This is a genomic window from Mesosutterella multiformis, from assembly GCF_003402575.1.
GTDB lineage: Bacteria > Pseudomonadota > Gammaproteobacteria > Burkholderiales > Burkholderiaceae_F > Mesosutterella > Mesosutterella multiformis.
Genome location: NZ_BGZJ01000001.1, coordinates 119,117 through 140,158 on the forward strand (window position 1 = coordinate 119,117; position 21,042 = coordinate 140,158).

Sequence of the window (21,042 nt, forward strand, 5' to 3'; positions counted from 1 at the left end):
AGTTTAGCGCTTTTACGCGGATAACTCCCTTCTTATTGAACAAAAAGTCTTTTTCTGCTATATTTTGCGTTTCTGCCGCATGGCAGACTTTAAACATAAGCCCCACCGGGATCGAGATTCCGCCGGGCAACTTCGAAAAGGAAATTCAAAATGGCAAATACCAAGCAGGCTCGCAAGCGCGTTCGTCAGGACATCGAGCACAACCTCCGCCTCACCGCTCAGCGCACCCGTTATCGCACCGCCATCAAGGCTGTCGAGAAGCTCGTCGCCGCTGGCAACAAGGCCGCTGCTGCTGAAGAATTCAAGAAGACCTCCGGCATCCTCGACCGTCTCTCCTGCCGCCACGTTCTCCACAAGAACGCCGCTGCCCGTCAGAAGAGCCGTCTGTCTGCCGCTATCAAGGCGATGGCCTAATAGCGTCCGATCCGGAAGGAGCACTGGTCTCCTTCCCGCCGGAAAAAAAGCGCACTGATTTCAGTGCGCTTTTTTTTGTATTCAGTAAAGATGAATCGCAGCCGGCAGGCGTAGTGGAACCCGATTCTCATTACCTTTTTCGTCTCACGACATTATCATGAAAAGAAACAGGATTGAGAATTGAAGTTATGACACCTTTTTACTATGTCGCCCTGTCTCTCATAGCGCTGTATCTCGAGATCCGGGCGTATCAGATTCTTCGCGGAAAGAATCCGGGGCTGCGGATCTTTCTCGCGGTTCTCATCGCGCTGTCGATGGGACTCTACCCCTACCTCATGATGCTTGGGGTCACGCACCCGTGGCCGAACGCACATGAAGCTCTCTCAGTGATCGGGGTCTTTTTCAGCACAGCGGCATTTTTTTCTGTTTTCCTGCTGATTCTGGATGTCATCTGGCTGATTTCCTTCATCATCACACGGCTTTTCCGCGGGCGGCGCTGCGGAATCCGAATGCCGCTTAAGCTCTATGGAGGACTTCTCGCGCTCTGCGCGGTGTTAGCGGTCTGGGGCGGATGGAACGTGAAGACGGATCCTCCGGTGAAAAATGTTGCCGTCACCGTACCCCGGCTCCCTGCCGATCTCGATGGCCTGAAAATTGTGCAGCTCACCGATATTCACGTTTCCCCGCTTTACGAAAAAGAGCGGTTTACGGATCTCGTGAAGAAGGTGAATGCCCAGAATCCTGACTTCATCTTCATTACGGGCGACATCGCGGACGGCACGCCGCAGTCACGCCGCGCCATCATGCCGTTCCTTCACGATCTGAAGGCGAAGATCGGGGTCGTGATGATTCCGGGGAACCACGATTACTATGTGGATTACACGGCCTGGCGCCACTACTACAAATCGATCGGCGTTCCATTCCTCGAAAACGGACATGTCGAATTCCGTAAGGGTGACGATGTCATCACGGTGGTCGGCATGACGGACCGCTCCGGTATCCAGTACGGATACCCGGGACCTGATATTGAAAAGGCGACGTTTGGCGCTGACGCGAGCAACGCGCTTCGTATCGGACTGATCCACCGGCCGGAAGACGCCGCCAAATGGGCTGATCCGCGCTGGGGGCTTGATCTCCTGCTCGCGGGCCACACGCATGGCGGTCAGATCTTCATCATGTATCCGTCTGTCTGGCTCCAGAACCACGGCTACGTCCGGGGGCTTTACCACGTCGGGAATATCCCGTTCTATGTGTCGCCTGGCATCGGCTCCTGGAGCGGCACACCGACCCGCATCGGAGCGCCGACTGAAATCACGCTTCTCACGCTCCACAGCCCCGAAAAGACGCACTGAGGCTGCTGGGCGTTCCAACGAAAAATGCCGGCGTTCTTTTTAAGGAACACCGGCATTATTGTTATTCTTTGTCTTTCGATTGCTTTCTACGCCGCCGCGAATGACGCCGGAAGCACGTAAAAGAACACCGACAGGAACTGCAGCAGTGTGCCGGCAAAAACGAAGACGTGCCAGATCGCGTGATTAAACGGGATCCGGTTCATCACGTAAAAGAAAACGCCGACTGAATACGCGAGGCCGCCCGCCACGAGAAGCCAGAGACCGCCCGCGGGAAGAGCCGCAACAAGCGGCTTGATCACGAGAAGCACGAGCCACCCCATCGCGAGATAGATCAGGCAGTTGATAAAGTTTCCCCGCTTCATGAGAATCGGCTGCAGGAGAATACCAACGGCCGCGAGCACCCACTCCGCAATGCAGAGCGTCCAGCCGAGCGTCCCCTGAAGCGTAATCAGGCAGAACGGCGTATAGCTCCCCGCAATCAGAAGATAGATCGATGAGTGATCAAAGACCTGAAGGATCTTTTTCGCTTTTCGGTTCGTAATTGCGTGATAAAGGGTCGATGCCGTGTACAGCACAATCATCGAAGCCCCGAAAATTGCCACCGCCGTTACCGCAACCGCAGACTGGCTGCGGAGCGCGGCAAGCGTCACCATGAGAATCAGCCCAACCACGGAGAAGATCGCGGCGACACCGTGCGTCACACTGTTCGCGATCTCTTCGCCGAGGCTGTAGCTAGCAGTCTGATCAGCCATCTATATTGATTTCCTATTGGAAAGCCGGATGGCATGGCTCTGATTTTTCTTCAGAACCGGAACATGAATCGCCGTCCGACGTGTTTCATTCTGGACGGGATGACCGCGGGAAAAGCCCCCGCTTTTTAGGTAAAAACCCGATGATCTATAACGGAATGTTGCCAGAAGCTCCTGCGGCAATGTTTCGTCACAGGATCTCCACTTCCGGGGTGAGCTCGATTCCGAACTTCGCATTCACCGCATGGATCACTTCGTCGCAGAGCGCCTTCACTTCTTTCCCGGTCGCCCCTCCCCGATTCACGAGTACCAGCGCCTGTCGATCCCAGACCGCGGCGTTCCCCAGAACACGGCCTCGGAATCCGGCGGCATCAATGAGCCACCCGGCCGCGAGCTTTGTCCGCCGTCCCCCCAGAGGGTAAGCAACGAGCTGCGGATAATCTTCAAGCAGCGCCCTCGCCTGCAGCTCAGGCACAACCGGGTTCTTAAAGAATGAGCCGGCGTTCCCGAATTCCTTCGGGTCAGGGAGCTTCGAGCGGCGAAGCGCTTCGACCGCGACGAGCACTGAGCGCGGCGTCACTTCCTTTCCTTCAAGCGCGGCGGAAAGCCCCTTATAGCCCGTCACCGGGGTCCAGTCCTTTTCATTCGGAAGCCGGAACGTCACGGAGACGATCACCCAGTTCTTTCCTTCCTCACTCTTAAACACTGAGCTCCGGTAACCGAAGTCACACTCTTCCGTGGAAAGCGTCCGGAATTCACCGCTTTCAAGATCAAAAATCTCCACCGCATCAATCCGCTCCGCGGCTTCAATCCCATAGGCCCCGATATTCTGCACCGCAGCGCCGCCGACTGACCCCGGAATCAGCACGAGGTTCTCGAGCCCCGGGTGCCCGGATTCAGTCATCCGGCTCACAAGCGGACTCCAGTTTTCACCAGACCCCGCTCTGAAGCGATACTCACCGGCGTCACCCCGCGGGAGTTCCTCAACCCCCGTTATACGGTTCAGGGCCACGAGCCCATCGAAATCTTTCGTGAACAGAATATTTGACCCGGCCCCGATAATGAGGAGCGGTTCATCCTTCTCTCTCACTGTCCGCAGCGCTTCAAGATCCTCACGGGACTCAAGTCTCACCAGGCGTTTAGCCCGGGCTTCGACTCCGAAGGTAGTGAAGGGAGAAAGAGAAATCTGGTGTTCCACACGCATGGTCAAATCTTCTGAAAGAATGAAAATCCGGGGCAGAGCCCCGGGAAAAGTTCTTTATAACGCAGTTTGCCGGAAGAGGGAGAGGTTCCGCGGAGCATCTCTTCCCCTATCCTGCCTATTTCCTGAGCCGTTCGGTCACCCGCCGCACCACTGAGTCGGTATCGAGGCCGCACAGTCTGAAAAGCGCATCAATCGAGCCGTGCGGAAGGAACCGATCCGGGACTCCGAGCTGCAGCACCGGCACTTCGGCATCAGCCTCCGCCAGCACTTCAAGAACGCCGTCCCCCGCGCCGCCTTCAATCACACCCTCTTCAGCGGTCACAAGAAGATCCGCGCGCCGTGCAGCGTCAAGAATCGCCTCACGGTCAAGCGGCTTCGCGAACCGCATATCGATCAGCCCCGCACGCAGCTGCTTCACCGCGTCCATGAGCCGCCAGGTCATCGCGCCGAACGCGAGGAAAATGACCTGCTGTCCCTCAGGGACATCATCCGGGAGTCTCACCGCCTCAACACTCTTCCCGATCGGGATCGTCTCGCCGTTCACCGCTGTCACCGGAGTTCCGGGCCCCTTCCCGCGGGGGTATCGGACGGCGGTCGGTGTGTCGAGGCTATACGCGGTATTCAGCGCGAGCCGGCACTCGTTTTCGTCTGACGGCGTAAACACCGTGAAACCGGGGAACTGCCTGAAGCAGGCAATATCAAAGAGCCCGTGATGAGTCGGACCATCCGCGCCAACGATGCCGCCGCGGTCCACCGCGAAAACCACCGGCAGGTGCTGAAGCGCCACATCGTGCTCAATCTGGTCATAGGCACGCTGGGCAAAGGTGGAATAGATCGCGACCACGGGCTTCATGCCGCCGCAGGCAAGACCCGCGGCGTAAGTCACGGAATGCTGTTCCGCGATCGCCACATCCCGGAACCGCTTCGGGAAACGCTTCGCAAACTCGTCCAGGTCAGAGCCTTCCGTCATGGCAGGGGTGATCGCGTACGCTCTCGGATCCTTCTCCGCGGTATCACAGATCCAGCGGCCGAACACGTTGGAGAACGTCGGAGCCGAACTCTTCTTCGCCTGCACGCCGGCCTCAGGATCAAAGTGGCTCACGCCGTGGTACGTCGTAGGATCCGCTTCCGCAAGCTCGTACCCCTTCCCCTTCTTCGTCACCACGTGGAGCACAATCGGGCCCCGCTGTGTCTTCAGATTCTGAAGCACGCGGACCAGGTACGAAATATCGTTTCCATCGATCGGCCCGAAATAATTGAGGTCGAACGTGGAGAAGAGGGAGGAAGGAGGCGACACAAAATTCATCGCCTGCTTCTCAAAGCGTTTCGCGAATTCCCAGAGACTCGGAAGATGCGACAGCACCTGCTTCGACCGCTCCCGCGCTCCAAGGAACGCAGGAGTTGAAACGAGCTTCGTCAGGTTCTTTGAAAGCGCTCCGACCGGGGCTGAGATCGAGTAATTGTTGTCGTTCAGAATAATGAGGAGACGGATCTGATCCTTCCAGGACCCGGCGTCATTCAGGGCTTCAATCGCCATGCCGCCGGTGAGCGCCCCGTCGCCAATCACAGCGACATGCCACCGTTCGGTAGCACCCTGCAGATAAGACGCGACCGCCATGCCAAGCGCCGCGGACACCGAGGTAGACGCGTGCCCTGTGCCAAAGGCGTCATACGGGCTTTCGGAGCGCTTCGGGAACCCCGAAATGCCGCCCGTCTGCCGGAGCGTCGCCATCGCTTCGCGCCGCCCTGTGAGGATCTTATGAGCGTAAGCCTGATGCCCCACATCCCAGACGATCGGATCATCCGGGGTATTGAAGACATAGTGAAGCGCCACGGCAAGCTCCACCGCGCCGAGACTCGACGCCAGGTGACCGCCCGTCTGCGAGACTGAGTTCACAATGAAGTGACGGAGCTCAGCCGCGAGCAGGGGCAGATCCGCGCTGGAAAGCTTCCGCAGATCCTCCGGGGAATTGATCGCCCCGAGGAAACGGTAGGGGTAAGCGTCCCGGGCGTTGATTTCGCCTGCCGTCTCAGTTTTCTTTTCTTTCAGGTCTGTACTCATCAGCGGTCCCGATTGACAACATAGCCCGCGATTTCCGCGAGCCGCTTCGTCGAGCCGGCATAACCCGGCAGTGATTCAATCTGATCCAGAGCCGCAAGCGCTTCGCTGCAGCTCTGCTGGGCAAGGCTTCTGGCCCCCTCAAGTCCAAGAAGCGACACATAGGTGGGCTTCTCTTCTGCTTCATCCTTTCCGGCGGTTTTTCCAAGAGTCTCCGCGCTGCCTGTCACATCAAGCACATCATCCACCACCTGGAACGCGAGTCCGATTGCACGCCCAAAATCTGAGAGCGAGTCGAGAAGCTTCCGCTCATCCGTTTCAGGGATGTCTCCCGACACCGCGCCCATCAGAACCGCGGCCCGGATCAGAGCACCGGTCTTCATCGCGTGAAGCCGCCGCAGATCCTCAATCGCGATCGCGGCATTCCGGCTTCCGGTAAGCGACAGATCGTACGCCTGACCGCCGCACATGCCGCGGGATCCGGCCGCCTCCGCGAGAATCCGCGTAAGGCGCACTGCTGACCGCGGCTCAACCGGAGCGTCCGCGATCACCCGGAACGCCTCTGCCTGAAGAGCGTCACCCGCGAGCACCGCTTCGGCAAAACCAAACTTCGCGTGGGTCGATGCCTTGCCGTGCCGCAGAAGATCGTTATCCATGCAGGGAAGATCGTCATGCACAAGCGAATAGGAATGGATGCATTCAAGGGAAAGCGCTGCTGCGTCAGCCGCCTCAGGCTTCGCGCGGGTAATCGCGGACGCCGCGTAGCAAAGCAGCGGGCGGACGCGCTTCCCTCCTTCCAGGATCGACCAGCGCATCGCTTCATGCAGCCCCTGCGGGAAGACATCCGAACCCGGAATTCCCGCTTCGGCCACACTTTCAAAATGCGCCTGGCGTTCCTTCATCCAGTCCCTGAAAGACACTTCAGACATCTGTTTCTCCTTGGCGTTCATTGCGTCAGAAAGGAACGTCGCCGAAATCATCCGAAGCGGCAGGCGAGGCGGCAGCGGAGGCCGCAGGCTCAGCCCGCGACGCGCTGTCAGGCCGGAGGTCTGACGCCTTCACAGGGGAGAGCTTTCCCTCTTCATCCAGCTTCCGGATCCGTTCCTCAGCGCGGTCAAGCTTGGCACGGCACGCCTTCGTGAGCGCAATGCCGCGGGCATAGCTTTCAACCGACTCTTCAAGTGTCAGTCCGCCCTGCTCCATACGGCCGACTAGCGATTCAAGTTCGCTCATCGCTTCTTCATACGAGAGCTTCTCCGGGTCCTTCTGCGCCTTAACCGACATCCGCACAATCCTCAAACCAAAAAGAATTCACCATGGGGGTATTTTACCGGGCTTGATGGGTATGCAACACGCTTTCCGGAGCCAATGCGCTCCGGGACACTATGTGAAATCGGTATCCTGAAGGATCGCAGCTATTCTCACCTGACCGGCATCGCTAAAATGTAAAAATCTTTGCCGCCGGCGGCGGCTGTTTCCGGTTTTCAAAGGTTTTCCCCATGCAGTCTCTCTGGATGCTTCTCGCGTCGCTTTTCTTCGCCCTTATGGCCGCCTGTACCAAGTGGGGTGCCGCAGACTACGGAACTTTCACGCTTGTCTTCTACCGTTCCGCGATTGGCTGCATCGCGATTGCCGCCTGGATCATCGCGACGAGACGGGAAATCCGGACGCATTACCTCTGGGGACACTTCAAGCGCTGTTTCATCGGTATCGGGAACCTCGCTTTATGGTTCTGGACGCTGGGCAAGCTGCCGCTTGAAACCGGCATGACACTGAACTACACAAGCCCGCTCTTCATGGCGCTTTTCGTCGTCGCGGTCTCCTATAAAAAGAAGCTCCCGGTCGCCTGGAGCCTGATCGCCGCGATTGCTGTCGGGTTTGTCGGCATTCTGATGGTACTTCGGCCCACTGTCTCTGCGGGACAGGAGCATATCGCTCTGATCGGTCTTGCCTGCGGCATCCTTTCAACCTGGGCGTATCTGCAGGTCCGGGATCTGAATAAACTGCACGAACCGGTCTGGAGGATTGTTTTCTACTTCACGTTTTTCGGTTCCCTCTTTGGGCTCCTTGGCTCGTTCTTTGAGCCGGGCGGCATTTCGGTTGTGCCCTCTTTCCGTGGTATCGCGGCGCTCGCCGGTACCGGGCTCTTCGGGCTATTTGCGCAGCTCTGCCTTACGCGGGCGTTCGGCGCCGGGAATCTTCTCCTTACCTCTGTGCTTCAGTTCTCGGCGATTGCTTTCTCTGCCGTAATCAGCGCGGTGTTCTTCGGGGAGTCGATTCCGCCAGTCGCGATTCTTGGCATCGCGGTCATCATCGCCGCTGGCTCCGCAGCGACACTCCTCACGAAGAGCCACATGAAAGCCATCGATCACAAGTAGAGAGGATGCGGCGGGCCATGCACGCGCGGCGCTAAAATGTGCGCCTTCATTGATTAAATTCTTCACCCGCCTGCCGCGGAGCTTCGCATGCGATCATTCTGGATGCTCGGGGCGTCGTTCTTCTTCGCCCTTATGGCTGCCTTTGTGAAAATGGGGGCAAGCCACTTTTCATTCTTTGAACTCGTCGGTTACCGGTCGCTTTTCGGTGTGATTCTGATTGGAGGGTGGATCTTCGCCACTCACCGCACAATCCGGACGCCTTATATTTTCGGTCACTTCAAGCGAAGCTTCATCGGCACCTTCTCGATGACGATCTGGTTCTATTCGATGGGGTTTCTGCCGCTCGCTACAGGTCTCACGCTGAACTACACGAACCCGATCTTCATGGCGCTCTTCGTATTTGTGATGGTGCTGAGACGGCACGCGAAAATTCCCTGGGGGCTGATCATCGCGACCATTGCAGGGTTCGCCGGTGTCGTCCTGATGCTGCATCCGACTGTTGAAACCGGACAGATCAAACCGGCTCTGATCGGCCTCTGCTCCGGATTCCTCGCTGCCTTTGTGGGACTTCAGATCCGGGAACTCGCGAAGCTTCACGAGCCGACCTGGCGAATCGTGTTCTACTACACGTCGTTCGGCACGCTCTGGGGCTTTATCGGTCACCTCATCGCGCACGGGAGCTTCTCCGCCATCAATATGCAGAGCCTCCTCCCGCTCACCGGCATGGGTATCTCGGCCACCATCGCTCAGCTCTGCATGACGCAGGCCTACGGCGTGAAGAACATTCTCGTGTCGTCTGTCCTTCAGTACTCCGCGATTATTTTCGCAACGATCTTCGGTTACTTCTTCTTCGGTGACCGGATTTCGCTTGACGCGGGCGTCGGTATCGCGATCATTATCGCGGCCGGCATCGTAGCAACACTTTTTATCAAGAAAAATCAGGCAAAGCACGGCTAAGGATCTCGCGCGGGGACTTCCCGCGCTATCCTTTACCGATCAGTAACTTTTTCCAGAAGGATACCCGGAACGCCATGACTCTTCGCCGTTCGATTTTTGCCGCGGCCATTGCCGCCATGATCTCGACCACTGCTTTTGCTGCCCCTGGCGCCGCCGCGTCTCTTGCCGGCACGAGCTGGATGATGGAGCTTCCGAAGGGCTCAAGCTGCGAGGTGCCGCCTGAGATTCAGTTCAGGAAAGACGGCTCAATTGCCGGAAACGCGGGCTGCAATGACTTCAAAGGAAGCTGGAAGGCGGATGGCGACTCGCTTTCCGTGAACTATCAGCCGACCACGGACCGCCGCTGCGCGAAAGCGTTCCTCGAACCTGAGGCCGCCTTCACCACGGCCCTGAAGGGCGTGAAGACTGTGAAGAAGGATGGCAAGGGACTTCTTCTTATCAATGCCGAAGGGAAGACTCTGCTTCGCATCGTGCCGTCAGTCGCCGGCGCCTGCGACTGAGACCTCGCTCCCGCTTTGAAGCAATAAAAAATCCTGGAATTTTTTAAGTTCCAGGATTCTTTTTTTCAGCGAAGAGGCGGAAAACCGCCTCTTCCCGCAAGCGAGCAATTAGTTATTGTTCGCCGGGCTGTGGCAGATCGTGCAGTTCCAGCGCTGGGGGGCAACGGTCATCTTGCCGTCTTTGCCCTTCACCCAGTGGTTGGCCGGCATTTCAGTGCCTTCCTCACCCTTCTTTGCCTTGCCGATACGACCGTAGTCGTCGGCGTGGCACATCACGCACATGTTCTTGTCCTTCGTGATTTCCATGCCCTTCGTGTCATGCTTGATCAGGACATTCACGGGACCGGCGGAAGCCGCCGTCTGAGTCTGGGCAGCGGCCGCGTTGCCGGCGAGCGCCACACTGAACATAGCTGCAATACCGCTCAGAACCGCAGCCTTAAGAGCTTTTTTCATCATGATTAATTCCTCTTTTCCGCCTCCGGATCCCGCCGACTGGCGGCGGAGAACCGGAAGCTGGTTACGGTTAGATATCAGGCCTTCTCAACACGGATTGCGCACTTCTTGTAATCCGGTTCAAGAGAGAGCGGGCAGGTCGCGTCGAGGCAGAGCTGGTTCATCTGAACGTTCTCGTCAAAGAACGCAGCGAACGTGATACCGCGGGTAACCGGCATACGGCCGCCGATGCAGGCCTTCGCGAACACCGTGGCGCGGCGGCTCGTGATCTTGATGCGATCGCCGTCCGCAATGCCGCGGGCCTTGGCGTCAGCCGCGTTCATGTAGAGCATGCCTTCCGGCAGGGCCTTATGGAGCGCCGCGACACGGCCGGTCATCGAACCGGTGTGCCAATGCTCCATGAAGCGGCCCGTATCAAACCAGAGGTCGTAGTGCGAATCCGGCACTTCAACCGCTTCAGCATACGGACGGAAGAAGATCTTCGCCTTGCCAGGCAGCGGCTTCGGAGTCTTATCCGTCACAGCGTCGAGGTTGCCGGAAGGAATCGCCTTCATCAGCGGGCCGTAGAAGAGGAAGTCCGCGCCGTTGCAGAACGGGTCATACATGCCGTTGAAGCGGTAAGAAATGCTCTTGCCGTTGATGTAGGGCCAGACAATGCCGTGTCCCTTCACCACTTCATCGAAGTGAGCGATCTGGTGAGCGCCCTGAGTGAACTGCCAGTACTCCTCGTACAGAGCCTTTTCCGGGAACCAGCCGTCACCGAGATCCTCAGCCGTGCCGCAGTGAACACCCTTATAGAGCGGATCCGGCCAGGCAACCTTCTTCGCGAAGGCATTGTGGAAGACCACATCGTAGAGCGAGGCCTCGGGGTCGATACCCATCGCCTTTGCCTTGTCGAGCACATTCGGGAGGGTCTTGCCGCCCGGCAGCTTCTGCTCGCACCAGCATTCCTTCACCTTGAAGCGCTTCGCGAATTCCAGCATCATCCAGACGTCAGACTTGGCTTCGCCCGGAGCCTGCACCATCTGAGACCAGCCATTCGTACGGCGTTCGCCGTTGCCGTAAGCGCCCCACTTTTCGAAGATCATCGCAGCCGGCAGGATAAGGTCAGCCGCGTTCTTAGCGGAGAACGTCGGGTAGGCATCCGCCACCACGATGAAGTTCTCGGGCTTACGGGCAGCCTTCAGCCAGTGCGTGGCATTCGGGAGGGACTGGAAGATGTTCACGACCTGCGTCCAGAGGACGCGCATCGAGCCGTCTTCAAGACCGCGGACCATCTTCATCGCGTCGAAGCCCACCTGGCCATTCAGCGTGCCTTCAGGCAGACCCCAGATCTTTTCAGCCTTGGCGCGGTGCGCGGGATTCGCGACCAGCATGTCAGACGGCAGACGGTGAGAGAACGTGCCGACTTCACGGCAGGTACCGCAGGCAGAAGGCTGACCGGTGAGCGAGAACATGCTGCTGCCCGGCTTCGCCTGCTTGCCCATCAGGAGGTGAATCGCGTAGAGCTGCTCATTGATCCACGAGCCGCGCTGGTGCTGGTTCGTGCCCATGCAGCCAGTCGACAGCACACGGTTCGCCTTGTCGCAGTAAACGTCAGCGAGCATCTTCAGCTTCTTCGCGAAGTCAGAAGTGGACTCGTCAGGATTGCCCTTCGCGACGCGGGAAACGAATTCAAGCGTATAGGGTTCAACACCCTTCTTGAAGTCTTCGATCGTGATCTGCCAGTGATTGCCGGCGGGGCCGCCCGCATTCTTCTGCTCAACCGCTTCACCCGGAGCCTTGCGCTGGGCGATAGCTTCATCCTCAGAGAGGACCTTCTTCACCTGCTTCGCCTGGGTATCACGCTCAGCCGGATAGGCAAACTTCTCGGTCGGACGCATGCCGTAACCGATGTCATACGGACCGGTCGCGAAGATGCAGTGCTTCTCGATGAAGTCCTTGTCGTAGCAGCCGCGGTGCATGATTTCGCGAAGAATGTAGTTCGCGATCGCGAGGTCCGTGTTCGGCTTGAAGATGATATCGACGTCAGCAAAACGGGAGGAGAGCGTCGGATGGGTCTGGATATTGAAGATCTTGTAACCCGGGTTCGCGCGCTTCGCGGCAACGATGCGGTTCCAGAGCACCGGGTGGGCTTCCGCGGGGTTGTTGCCCCAGAGGACCAGGTTCTGCGTGATTTCCAGATCGTGATAGCAGGCGGACGGCTCGTCAACACCGAAGGTCTGATACATACCGACCACGGCGGAAGCCATGCACAGACGGGCGTTCGGGTCGATGTTATTCGAGCGGAAGCCAGCCTTCAGAAGTTTCACAACGGCGACGCCTTCCGGAATCGTGTACTGACCGGAACCGAAAATGCCGACGCCGGTCGGGCCGAGTTCCTGATAGGCCTTGCGCCAGTGCTTCTCGAGCTCGTCAAACGCTTCCTTCCAGGACACAGGCTCAAACTTGCCGTTCTTATCGAACTTGCCGTTCGTACGGCGCATCAGGGGCTGCGTGAGACGGTCCTTGCCGTAGATAATCTCAGAGTTGTAGTAGCCCTTCATGCAGGTGAGACCGCGATTCACTTCGCAGTCCGGATCACCCTTCGTGGCCACAATCTTGCCGTTCTTCGTACCGACCAGGAGGCCGCAGCCCGTGCCGCAGAAACGGCACACGCCCTTCGTCCACTTGATGCCCTGCTCAGCGGCAGCGGCTTCATTCGCGGCAATAACAGTGATCGGAATGCCTGCGATCTTGGCTGCGGAAGCAGCGACGCCAGCCTTCATCAGACGGCGACGGCTCACGCGGACCGCAGAAACCGGGTTCTGGTTCTCCATTTGCTTCTCCTCTTTATACCCCGCAGAGCGGCTTATTAAGTGTGTGCCGCTTTCTGTCGGGTGGCGTCCGCCAGAGAATGCTGCAGGAGTCTCCCGAACTCCTATTTCCCCGGGTTTCAGCCGTTGATAAAACTGCTTTAAATACTGCTTTGTAAATTACTGCTGTTCTTCTTCCGTATCTTCCAGGTTCGCGACCAGAGAGACATTCTGGATGCCGGGAAGCGTGATCAAATCCTTGAAGAGATCCGCCTCGCTCTGAATCGTTTCACCTTCAATCACGGCAATAAAGCGTTCGGCGTCAGGATCACGGTGATAAATCTCGAGACCCTTCCCTTCCACGCTTTGCACGGCTTTCTCCAGTTCTCCCGGATTTGCCGTGACGAGTACGCCTGAATAAAACATCTTTCTTTTGTTTCCTTCGTGTGAGATGAACACATCCGGCAGCCTTTATTCCTCGTGAGAAACCGAGGCGCTGCCACAGGGAAACTCTCCTGACAGAGCCCTTGTCCGAGCTCTACCCCGTAGTGAGGAGCTTCCTTAGCGCTGCGGACTTAAGCCGGCAGTCCTAAACAGACTCCCTACGGTAGGTTTATGAAAACTGTATTTTAAAGACAGTATTACTCCCTGAGTAGTCTCTCGGGGATTTCACTGAAGCGTATCGAAATTGATACTTTCTACCCTATATAGCTATCACAGTTAGGTTTTGGGATTAAAGTCTTATACGTTTCTTTATTCAATTTATTCATAGCGTTAATAAAAAAGGAGTCCCGAAGGACTCCTTTCCCCAGACCTGTCCGGTCTAATGAGCCGCCTCCCAATTCTCACCTACGCCGACCGACGCAATGAGGGGGACACGAAGTGTTGCAACTCCGTCCATGATTTCGGGAAGCTTCTCTTTCACGGTCTCCACTTCATCCTCCGGCACTTCAAGGACGAGTTCATCATGCACCTGAAGCACCATGCGGCTCTTAAGCCCTGAGGTTTCAAGCCACTTCTCAACCGCCACCATCGCCATTTTGATCAGATCGGCGGCCGTCCCCTGCATCGGGGCGTTAATGGCCTGGCGTTCCGCGCCGGCCCGGACCGCGGCCCGTGAGCTCGTGATATCCGGCAGCCAGAGACGCCGCCCAAAAGCCGTTTCCACGTATCCGCGTTCATGCGCGAGCTTCCGGGTCTTTTCCATATACTCACGCACCTTCGGGTAACGCGTGAAATACTGATCGATATAGCCCGCGGCCTCGCCCCGGCTGACACCGAGATTCTGCGCGAGGCCGAACGCGCTCATCCCGTAGATCAGGCCGAAATTGATCACCTTCGCCATCCGGCGCTGATCCGGCGTCACAGCGTCCGGCGCGACACCGAAAACTTCTGAAGCCGTGGCGCGGTGCACATCCATCCCGTGCCGGAAAGCCGAAATCAGCCCGGGATCTTCGGAAATATGCGCCATGATCCGAAGCTCGATCTGGGAATAGTCAGCCGAAATGATTTTGCAGCCCCTCGGAGCGATGAAAGCCTCGCGCACCTTGCGCCCTTCCTCAGTCCGGACCGGGATGTTCTGCAGATTTGGGTCCGAAGATGCCAGACGCCCGGTCACCGCGGTAGCCTGTCCGAACGTCGTGTGCACCCGGCCGTCTCCCTCGAACACCATCTTCGGGAGCTTATCGGTGTAGGTGCTCTTCAGTTTGCTGAGAGCTCGGTACTCAAGAATCGTCTTCGGAAGCGGATAAGTGAGCGCAAGTTCGGATAGCACATCCTCACCCGTTGAATAGCCGCCCGAAGCCGTTTTCTTGCCTGCCGGAATCGCAAGCTTCTCGAAAAGGATGTGAGAGAGCTGCTTAGGCGACCCGAGATTAAATTTTTCTCCCGCCTCACTCCAGGCTTTCTCTTCAAGCTTCTCAATCTCTTTCCCCAGCGCCTTGCTCTGACGGTGGAGCAGCTCTGTATCGATCAGCGTTCCGGTCCGCTCCATACGGAAGAGCACACGCTCGGTCGGAAGTTCGATCTCCTCATAAATGCTCGTAAGCTTCTGCCCCGGGTCTTCCGCGAGCTTCATCGTGAAGCGGGCATGAAGCGTCCGGATTGCCGCAGCCTGCTCGACACCACACCGGGCGGCCTTTTCGGGTTCCACCTCGTGAGTCGCCTTTTTCGACGCGCCTTTTCCGAAAACTTCTTCAGTTCCCGGAATATCGCGGTGCAGCCAGCGAAGGCTCAGACGCTCAAGCTCATGGCGGTTATGCGATTCAAGCACGTAGTCTTCAAGCCTCGTGTCATCGAGCCTGCCGGCCCCTGGCGCGAGAAGACGGATCCCTTCATTCGCCATCACGTGAAGCACGAATTTGGCGCTGTGCGCGACTTTCCTCGCCTTTCCCTCGAGCCAGGGCTTCAGCCCCTCGATCACCGTCTGCTGCTCAGGAGTCCGGATTCCGGACTCGCCTGTCAGCGGCACATACCAGCTCCCCACGGGGCCCGCGCTGATCGCGAGTCCCGTCAGACGGGCGCGGAGCGGTTCCGTGCTGTCCGTAAAAATCTGCATCCCCGCGGGGATCACCGAACTCTCCGCGGCGGAGAGCGATTCAAGCGCTTCTCCGAGTGTCGGCTCATCCACAATCAGCTTATAGGCAACCGGGTCCTCAGCGGACGTCGGCGTGAGCGGCATCAGATCTGAATCCACCTTCGGAGGAAGCGCCGCGAAGAGATCCATCTGAGCCCCGGGCTGCGGCCCCTCTTCGCCCGGCTTCTTCACAGCCCGGGCGAGCTGCTTCTTCGCGCGGCTTCCGCCTGTCTTCATTTCCCAGCGGCGATAGAGCGCCTCAAGCGTCTCCTCATCCGGATCCCGGATCACGAGATCCGCTTCTGTCTTCACTTCCGGAATTTCAACCGCGGTACGGATTGTGACGAGATCGCGCGCTTTATCAAGGAACGGAAGTCCCTCACGCAGGTATTCGCCGATCTTCCCCTTCACTTCAGAGGCGTGCTCGCGGACACCATCAAGACTCCCGTACTCAGAGATCCACTTTGCCGCGGTCTTCGGACCGCACTTATTGATCCCGGGAACGTTATCGACCTTGTCTCCCATGAGCGCGAGGTAATCAATGATCCGGGAAGGGGGAACGCCGAATTTCGCGGTGACGCCCGCTTCATCGAGCACCTCGTGACTCATCGTATTGATCGTCACGATTTCGCCGTCCTCAACGAGCTGATTGAGATCCTTGTCTCCGGTCGCGATAAAGCTCTTGATGCCGCGGGCCTTCGCCCGGGTGGCAAGGGTTCCGATTACATCATCTGCCTCAACGCCTTCCTGAACGATGAGCTTCCAGCCCATCGCCACGACAAACTCCTGAATCGGACGGATCTGGCTCGCGAGATCATCCGGCATCGGCGGACGGTTCGCTTTGTACTCCGGGTAGATGTCAGATCGGAACGTCTTCCCCTTCGCGTCAAAAACACAGACGCCGAAGTCCGGCTTCACGATTGCCCGAACGGCTCCCAGCATTGAGACGAAACCCTTGATCGCCCCTGTCGGCTCTCCGGCACTCGTTCTGAGATCGGGCAGCGCGTGAAACGCCCGGAAAAGGTAATTCGATCCGTCTATTAATAGCAGCGTCTGTGACATGGTCTGTTCCTGTGAAACGGGATGCCCTGAAGATGGCGTCCGGGAACAACTCTAAACGGGTTTCCCGTTTTCTGCATTGCTTAGCCACGAAAAAGGCCATCCGGCTCTGTCATCCCCCGTGGAGCATGGCACAATAATCCTAAAAGCCGCGCACTATGCGGCGCACGAACAGCCGAGTTCCCCATTGGGCCCCCGGTGCATTTCAAACCCCAAGGAGGGATTTCATGCTTAAACAATTTGCCCTTGCGGTTATCGCATCCGCCGCTATCGCTCTTCCGGCGATCGCGGCTCCGGCCACTCCCGCCCCCTCCGCGGATGCCGCGGCCAAAACCGCGAATCCCGAGGACGCTAACCCCCTGCTTCCGACGAAAGCGGATATGGAAAAGGCCCGCGCTGAGCGCGAGGCTGGCAAGGCTCCTGAACCGCCTGCCAAAAACACTACGATTCAGCAGGTGCGCGATCAGAATAACCGTGTGGTCGAGTACATCGTGACTCCGGGTTCCACTCATATCCCGTATACGATTGAGAACCGTTCAGAGCGCCCCGCTGACGACACGCCGGGCGGCAACCCGAAGAGCACCACCGGCACGACCCGTCAGATTCATTTCGGCTGGTAGCCCCCTCTTTCACGGACAGACATCATGGCTGTATTTACTACCGTTCCTGAAATTTCCGCGAAAGACTTTATTTCGCGCTGGCCGGCCGGAGCCTTCCGCTCGATCACACCGATTGCGTCCGGCATCGAAAACACGAATTACTTCGTGGATACAGACACCGGCCGCTGGGTGCTGACGATTTTTGAGAAGCTCACGGATAAGACTCTTCCCTTCTATCTCTCGCTGATGGAGCACCTTGGTGAAAAAGGCTGCGCGGTCGCGCGCCCTCTCCGGACGAAGAACGGCGACCTTTTCGATCACTATGACGGAAAGCCCGCTATTCTCACGAACCGCCTGCCGGGAGAAGACGGCCGGGAAGTCACGGCTCCGACCTGTGCCTCGATGGGTGAAACGCTTGCCCGCATGCATCTCGCGGTTCAGGACTTCAAGCTCTGGCAGGAGAACCCACGGGGTCTTGCCTGGTGGATAGAAACCATCCCGAGAATTCTTCCCATTGTGCCGGCCGACATCCGAAGCGGGCTCGCCCACGAGCTTCAGGCTCAGATCGCCCTTCAGGGAGGAGAAGCTTGGAAAGCGCTTCCCGCCGGAGCCTGTCACTCAGACCTCTTCCGCAATAACGCGAAAGTCTCCGATATCGGTACCGGGCACGAGCGCGTTACCGGGGTTTTCGATTTCTTCTTCGCGGGCTGTGTCCCCTTCATTTATGACCTCGCGGTCACGATGAATGACTGGTGCACCGATATGAAGACCGGGGAATTCATTCCGGAACGCGAAAAGGCGTTTCTCGACGCGTACGCCTTCGTGCGTCCGCTCTCGGGACTCGAAAAGCAGATGTGGCGCGGGGTGCTCTGCGCCGCGGCATTCCGCTTCTGGGTGAGCCGTCTTTCTGACTTCTATGAACCGCGGGACGCCGCGCTTCTGAAGCCTCACGACCCGGAAGAGTTCCGCCGTATTCTCGTGAACCGCCAGGTCTGTGATCTTTACTGGCCTGAAGCCTCGACCGACTGAGCCCATGAGACTATTTGAACAAATCCGACTCGGCACGGGCTGGTTCCGCGACAGTCTGAAGACTGTCAGGCTGCAGCCCCTGTCCTTCACTGCTGTTGTCATCGCCTACGCTGGCATCATGGGGCTTCTTGGCCTGATCCCGATCGTAGGCATTGTGTTCGCGGGGTTCTTCTGGCCGTTCGGCACCATCATGATTGCCGGGGCGGGCCGCGATACGCTCGCGGGGAAAATTCCGAGCACGCGGCCGCTCGCCGAATCCTTCGCCAAACCGGATACGCGCCTGCGTCTCGTCCGGGCCGGCATTCTTTATTCGATCGTTCTCGTCACGGCAGCCGCGATCTGGCAGTTCCTCGGCGCGGATGAAATCGCGCAGTGGCAGATCACGAAAGATGACCGCGTGGTCTGGAGCTCCGCGCTTCAGCATATTCCGTACGGAGCCATCATCGCCTCCACGGCTTTCTACATTCCGTGCATGATGGCAATGTGGTTCACGCCGCTCCTCATCTATCTGAAGAATATGACGATCGGAAAGGCGCTTTTTTATTCGTTCACCGGCTGTCTTACCAATCTCGCGGCCGTGATCACGGCGCTCTTCCTTGCCTTCTTCACTTTCTCCGTGATGATCGGCTGCGCCTCGGTGCTGCTCGGTGTCATGGGAGCCGGATCCATCGCGATCTTTGTTCTCCTCCCGGTCACACTCCTCGGAACGGCAATTTTTTACGGTACCTACTACCCGATGTGGCGCTCCGTCTTCAGTGAGGTGTCTCACAGCGACACCGCGCCTGACTACGAGATGCCCACGCGGGTCTGATTCCGGCAATCTTCTGGAGATCATCCATGGCGTCTGTCAACCAGGGTACGGGGAGGAAATCCTCCCCCGCGTCCTTCACATCCATGACGCCGCCTGAAGCCCGGGCGGCATACGAGAAGCTGGCCGCCGCGACACCCAGGCGGGCAGAGGTGGAAACGGTCCGCGATATCGAGATCCCGGCAGAAACCGGTACCTTCCGTGGACGGCTTTACCGTCCGAAGGAAGCCCCGGTTCCGGGAGGCGCGGTGCTTTTCTTTCATGGCGGCGGCTGGGTAATCGGCTCTGTTGACACGCATGACGCTGCGGTCCGGAGTCTCGCGGCAGCCTCCGGGCTCACTGTAATCTCCGCTGACTACCGGCTGGGGCCCGAGTCCCCGATGCCGGCCGCGGCGGATGACGCGCTTGCGATCTTCCGCTTTATTCAGTCTCACGCGTCTGATTACGGCATCGATCCCGGAAAGCTCGCTCTTTCAGGTGACAGCGCCGGGGCGTCTCTTGCCGCCTCAACCGCGGTTGCCTCCGCTGACACTCCTCAGCGTCCGGCGGCCCTCCTTCTCTTCTATCCGTCGCTTGATCAGCGGCGGGAAGCGGAGTCACTCGCTTCGCGCCGGATTTTTTCCGAGGGCGGGCCGGTGACAAAATCGCTTTCTGACTGGTTTGCCTCGTACGCGCTGAAAGGCGTGAGACGGGACGACCCCCGGGTGTCCCCAATGGCCTCCCGGTCACTCGCGGGGCTGCCCCCCACAATGATCATCACCGCGGAACACGATATCCGTCACGACGAAGGAAGGCTTTTCGCGCAGAGGCTCGATGCCGCTCGCGTCCCGGTCATCTGGTGCAGTATCCAGGACGCCGCGCACGGGTTCCTTGAAAAGATCGGGAGCCACGCCGCGAAGGAAGCGCTTCAGGACGCCGCGTTCTTCCTGAAGCAGCGGCTCAGCACCCCATAAGCTTCACTCTGAAAAAAGTTCCGGCTGCGAAGGCGTGCCGCGTACGCCTTCGCTCCGTGACACCGATAACCCAACGAGCCGAACCCCCGACGCGGGAATCGTGACATCCGAAAGCAGCTCTTCAGAAAGCCGCCTTACCTCACGGGGATCCTGTATCGGGTGCCCCGCCATTTTCGATCGGGTAATCTGACGGAAATCCGCGAACTTCAGTTTCAGTGTCAGCGTGTCCCCGAGGAATCGGTTGCGGGCGAGCCGCCTCATGAGACTCATTTCCACCGGCAGCAGCTCCCGAAGCACGTCTTCCGCACTTCCCGCGTTCCACTCAAGCGTTGTCTCAGCGCCGACTGACTTCCGGTCACGGTTCGGGTTCACCGGCCGGGGATCAATTCCGCGCGCAAAGCTGTAATAGATTTCCCCTGCGGACCCGAAAAGCCGCACCAGTTCCGAGAGCGGCTGCCGCCGCAGTTCCTCTCCGGTTGAAATCCCAAGACCATGCATTTTTTTCGCGGTCGCGGGGCCGATTCCCCAGAAAGACTCAATCGGAAGCTGGTCAATAAAGCGCAGCGCATCTTCGGGCTTCACCTCAAAGAGTCCGTCAGGCTTCTTCCAGTCGCTCGCGATTTTCGCGAGGAACTTATTAAAGGAAACGCCGATCGACGCAACAAGCGAGAGTTCCTCTCGGATTTCACGCTTGATTCTGAGCGCAGCCTCTGTGCCGCTCGCGAACGGAATCGGGCTCTCCGTGATATCCAGAAACGCTTCATCGATCGAAATGGGCTGCACCAGCGGCGTGTAGCGGCGGAAAATAGCCTGGATCGCGCCCGACACTTCCTTATAGCGCTGCATATTCGGGTGGATGAAGATGAGATTCGGGCACAGCTCTTTTGCGCGGTAGGACGGCATTGCCGAGTGAACACCGTAACGCCTGGCTTCATAACTCGCGGTCGCAACCACTCCCCGCCCTTCTCCCCTGCCGACCGCTATCGGACGGCCCCGGAGTTCCGGATGGTCGCGCTGCTCGACAGACGCGTAGAACGCGTCCATGTCGACGTGGAGAATTCTTCTGTAAGCCATATGGAAAAAGAATACAACTGCCGTCCTGCTCAGCAGACTCCTTTAAGGTATCATGAGTGACCTTGCCCCGGGCTGCAACGCGGT

General features: G+C 58.3%; 19 protein-coding genes. 9 read left to right on the forward strand and 10 right to left on the reverse strand.

What is annotated here, in order from left to right; translation table 11 throughout:
• The first annotated feature begins 150 nt into the window (after window positions 1–150).
• Window positions 151–414: a 30S ribosomal protein S20 gene (rpsT, locus tag M4NBBH2_RS00530; RefSeq protein ID WP_022443578.1), complete on the forward strand. Its 264-nt coding sequence runs from the start codon at window positions 151–153 to the stop codon at window positions 412–414.
• A gap of 188 nt (window positions 415–602) precedes the next feature.
• The gene (locus M4NBBH2_RS00535; RefSeq protein ID WP_116269283.1) at window positions 603–1,766 is read left to right on the forward strand and encodes a metallophosphoesterase; all 1,164 of its coding nucleotides are present in this window, start codon (window positions 603–605) and stop codon (window positions 1,764–1,766) included.
• A gap of 86 nt (window positions 1,767–1,852) precedes the next feature.
• On the opposite strand, the gene trhA is transcribed toward M4NBBH2_RS00535, so the two are convergent.
• The 5 genes from trhA to M4NBBH2_RS00560 all read right to left on the reverse strand — a co-directional run bounded on the left by trhA (window position 1,853) and on the right by M4NBBH2_RS00560 (window position 7,062).
• The gene (trhA, locus tag M4NBBH2_RS00540; protein WP_116269284.1) at window positions 1,853–2,518 is read right to left on the reverse strand and encodes a PAQR family membrane homeostasis protein TrhA; all 666 of its coding nucleotides are present in this window, start codon (window positions 2,516–2,518) and stop codon (window positions 1,853–1,855) included.
• Window positions 2,519–2,705: 187 nt separating this feature from the next.
• Window positions 2,706–3,719, reverse strand: coding sequence for a UDP-N-acetylmuramate dehydrogenase (murB, locus tag M4NBBH2_RS00545; protein WP_116269285.1), 1,014 nt, complete (start codon window positions 3,717–3,719; stop codon window positions 2,706–2,708).
• A gap of 115 nt (window positions 3,720–3,834) precedes the next feature.
• Entirely contained in the window at window positions 3,835–5,781 is a 1,947-nt protein-coding gene (gene dxs, locus M4NBBH2_RS00550; RefSeq protein ID WP_116269286.1) for a 1-deoxy-D-xylulose-5-phosphate synthase, read from the reverse strand.
• Window positions 5,781–6,707, reverse strand: coding sequence for a polyprenyl synthetase family protein (locus M4NBBH2_RS00555; protein WP_238691358.1), 927 nt, complete (start codon window positions 6,705–6,707; stop codon window positions 5,781–5,783). The genes dxs and M4NBBH2_RS00555 overlap by 1 nt, the downstream gene beginning before the upstream one ends.
• A 25-nt stretch (window positions 6,708–6,732) precedes the next feature.
• Window positions 6,733–7,062, reverse strand: coding sequence for an exodeoxyribonuclease VII small subunit (locus M4NBBH2_RS00560; protein ID WP_116269287.1), 330 nt, complete (start codon window positions 7,060–7,062; stop codon window positions 6,733–6,735).
• A 215-nt stretch (window positions 7,063–7,277) separates the two neighbouring features.
• Between M4NBBH2_RS00560 and M4NBBH2_RS00565 the strand changes: the two genes are divergently transcribed.
• The 3 genes from M4NBBH2_RS00565 to M4NBBH2_RS00575 all read left to right on the forward strand — a co-directional run bounded on the left by M4NBBH2_RS00565 (window position 7,278) and on the right by M4NBBH2_RS00575 (window position 9,613).
• Entirely contained in the window at window positions 7,278–8,156 is an 879-nt protein-coding gene (locus M4NBBH2_RS00565) for a DMT family transporter (RefSeq protein ID WP_049687204.1), read from the forward strand.
• Between the two features lie 87 nt (window positions 8,157–8,243).
• Entirely contained in the window at window positions 8,244–9,113 is an 870-nt protein-coding gene (locus tag M4NBBH2_RS00570) for a DMT family transporter (protein ID WP_116269288.1), read from the forward strand.
• Between the two features lie 74 nt (window positions 9,114–9,187).
• The gene (locus tag M4NBBH2_RS00575; protein ID WP_116269289.1) at window positions 9,188–9,613 is read left to right on the forward strand and encodes an META domain-containing protein; all 426 of its coding nucleotides are present in this window, start codon (window positions 9,188–9,190) and stop codon (window positions 9,611–9,613) included.
• Between the two features lie 108 nt (window positions 9,614–9,721).
• Here M4NBBH2_RS00575 and M4NBBH2_RS00580 read toward each other — a convergent pair whose 3' ends face one another.
• From M4NBBH2_RS00580 to polA, 4 genes are all read right to left on the reverse strand, one after another.
• Entirely contained in the window at window positions 9,722–10,069 is a 348-nt protein-coding gene (locus M4NBBH2_RS00580; RefSeq protein ID WP_049687206.1) for a nitrate reductase cytochrome c-type subunit, read from the reverse strand.
• 74 nt (window positions 10,070–10,143) lie between these two features.
• Window positions 10,144–12,885 (reverse strand): nitrate reductase catalytic subunit NapA, encoded by a 2,742-nt coding sequence (gene napA, locus M4NBBH2_RS00585; RefSeq protein WP_116269290.1) that lies wholly within the window; start codon window positions 12,883–12,885, stop codon window positions 10,144–10,146.
• A gap of 156 nt (window positions 12,886–13,041) precedes the next feature.
• The gene (locus tag M4NBBH2_RS00590; RefSeq protein ID WP_022443590.1) at window positions 13,042–13,287 is read right to left on the reverse strand and encodes a chaperone NapD; all 246 of its coding nucleotides are present in this window, start codon (window positions 13,285–13,287) and stop codon (window positions 13,042–13,044) included.
• 397 nt (window positions 13,288–13,684) lie between these two features.
• Entirely contained in the window at window positions 13,685–16,498 is a 2,814-nt protein-coding gene (polA, locus tag M4NBBH2_RS00595) for a DNA polymerase I (protein WP_116269291.1), read from the reverse strand.
• 224 nt (window positions 16,499–16,722) lie between these two features.
• Between polA and M4NBBH2_RS00600 the strand changes: the two genes are divergently transcribed.
• From M4NBBH2_RS00600 to M4NBBH2_RS00615, 4 genes are read left to right on the forward strand one after another with little or no spacing between them, the layout of a single operon-like run.
• On the forward strand, window positions 16,723–17,115 hold the full coding sequence (locus M4NBBH2_RS00600) for a hypothetical protein (RefSeq protein WP_116269292.1): 393 nt from the start codon (window positions 16,723–16,725) through the stop codon (window positions 17,113–17,115).
• 24 nt (window positions 17,116–17,139) lie between these two features.
• Window positions 17,140–18,123 (forward strand): homoserine kinase, encoded by a 984-nt coding sequence (locus tag M4NBBH2_RS00605; RefSeq protein ID WP_022443593.1) that lies wholly within the window; start codon window positions 17,140–17,142, stop codon window positions 18,121–18,123.
• 4 nt (window positions 18,124–18,127) lie between these two features.
• A complete protein-coding gene (locus M4NBBH2_RS00610) occupies window positions 18,128–18,934 on the forward strand; it encodes a BPSS1780 family membrane protein (protein WP_116269293.1) in 807 nt (268 codons plus the stop codon).
• Between the two features lie 26 nt (window positions 18,935–18,960).
• A complete protein-coding gene (locus M4NBBH2_RS00615) occupies window positions 18,961–19,884 on the forward strand; it encodes an alpha/beta hydrolase (protein WP_116269294.1) in 924 nt (307 codons plus the stop codon).
• Window positions 19,885–19,887: 3 nt separating this feature from the next.
• Here M4NBBH2_RS00615 and dinB read toward each other — a convergent pair whose 3' ends face one another.
• On the reverse strand, window positions 19,888–20,958 hold the full coding sequence (gene dinB / locus M4NBBH2_RS00620) for a DNA polymerase IV (protein WP_116269295.1): 1,071 nt from the start codon (window positions 20,956–20,958) through the stop codon (window positions 19,888–19,890).
• Window positions 20,959–21,042 lie beyond the last annotated feature (84 nt).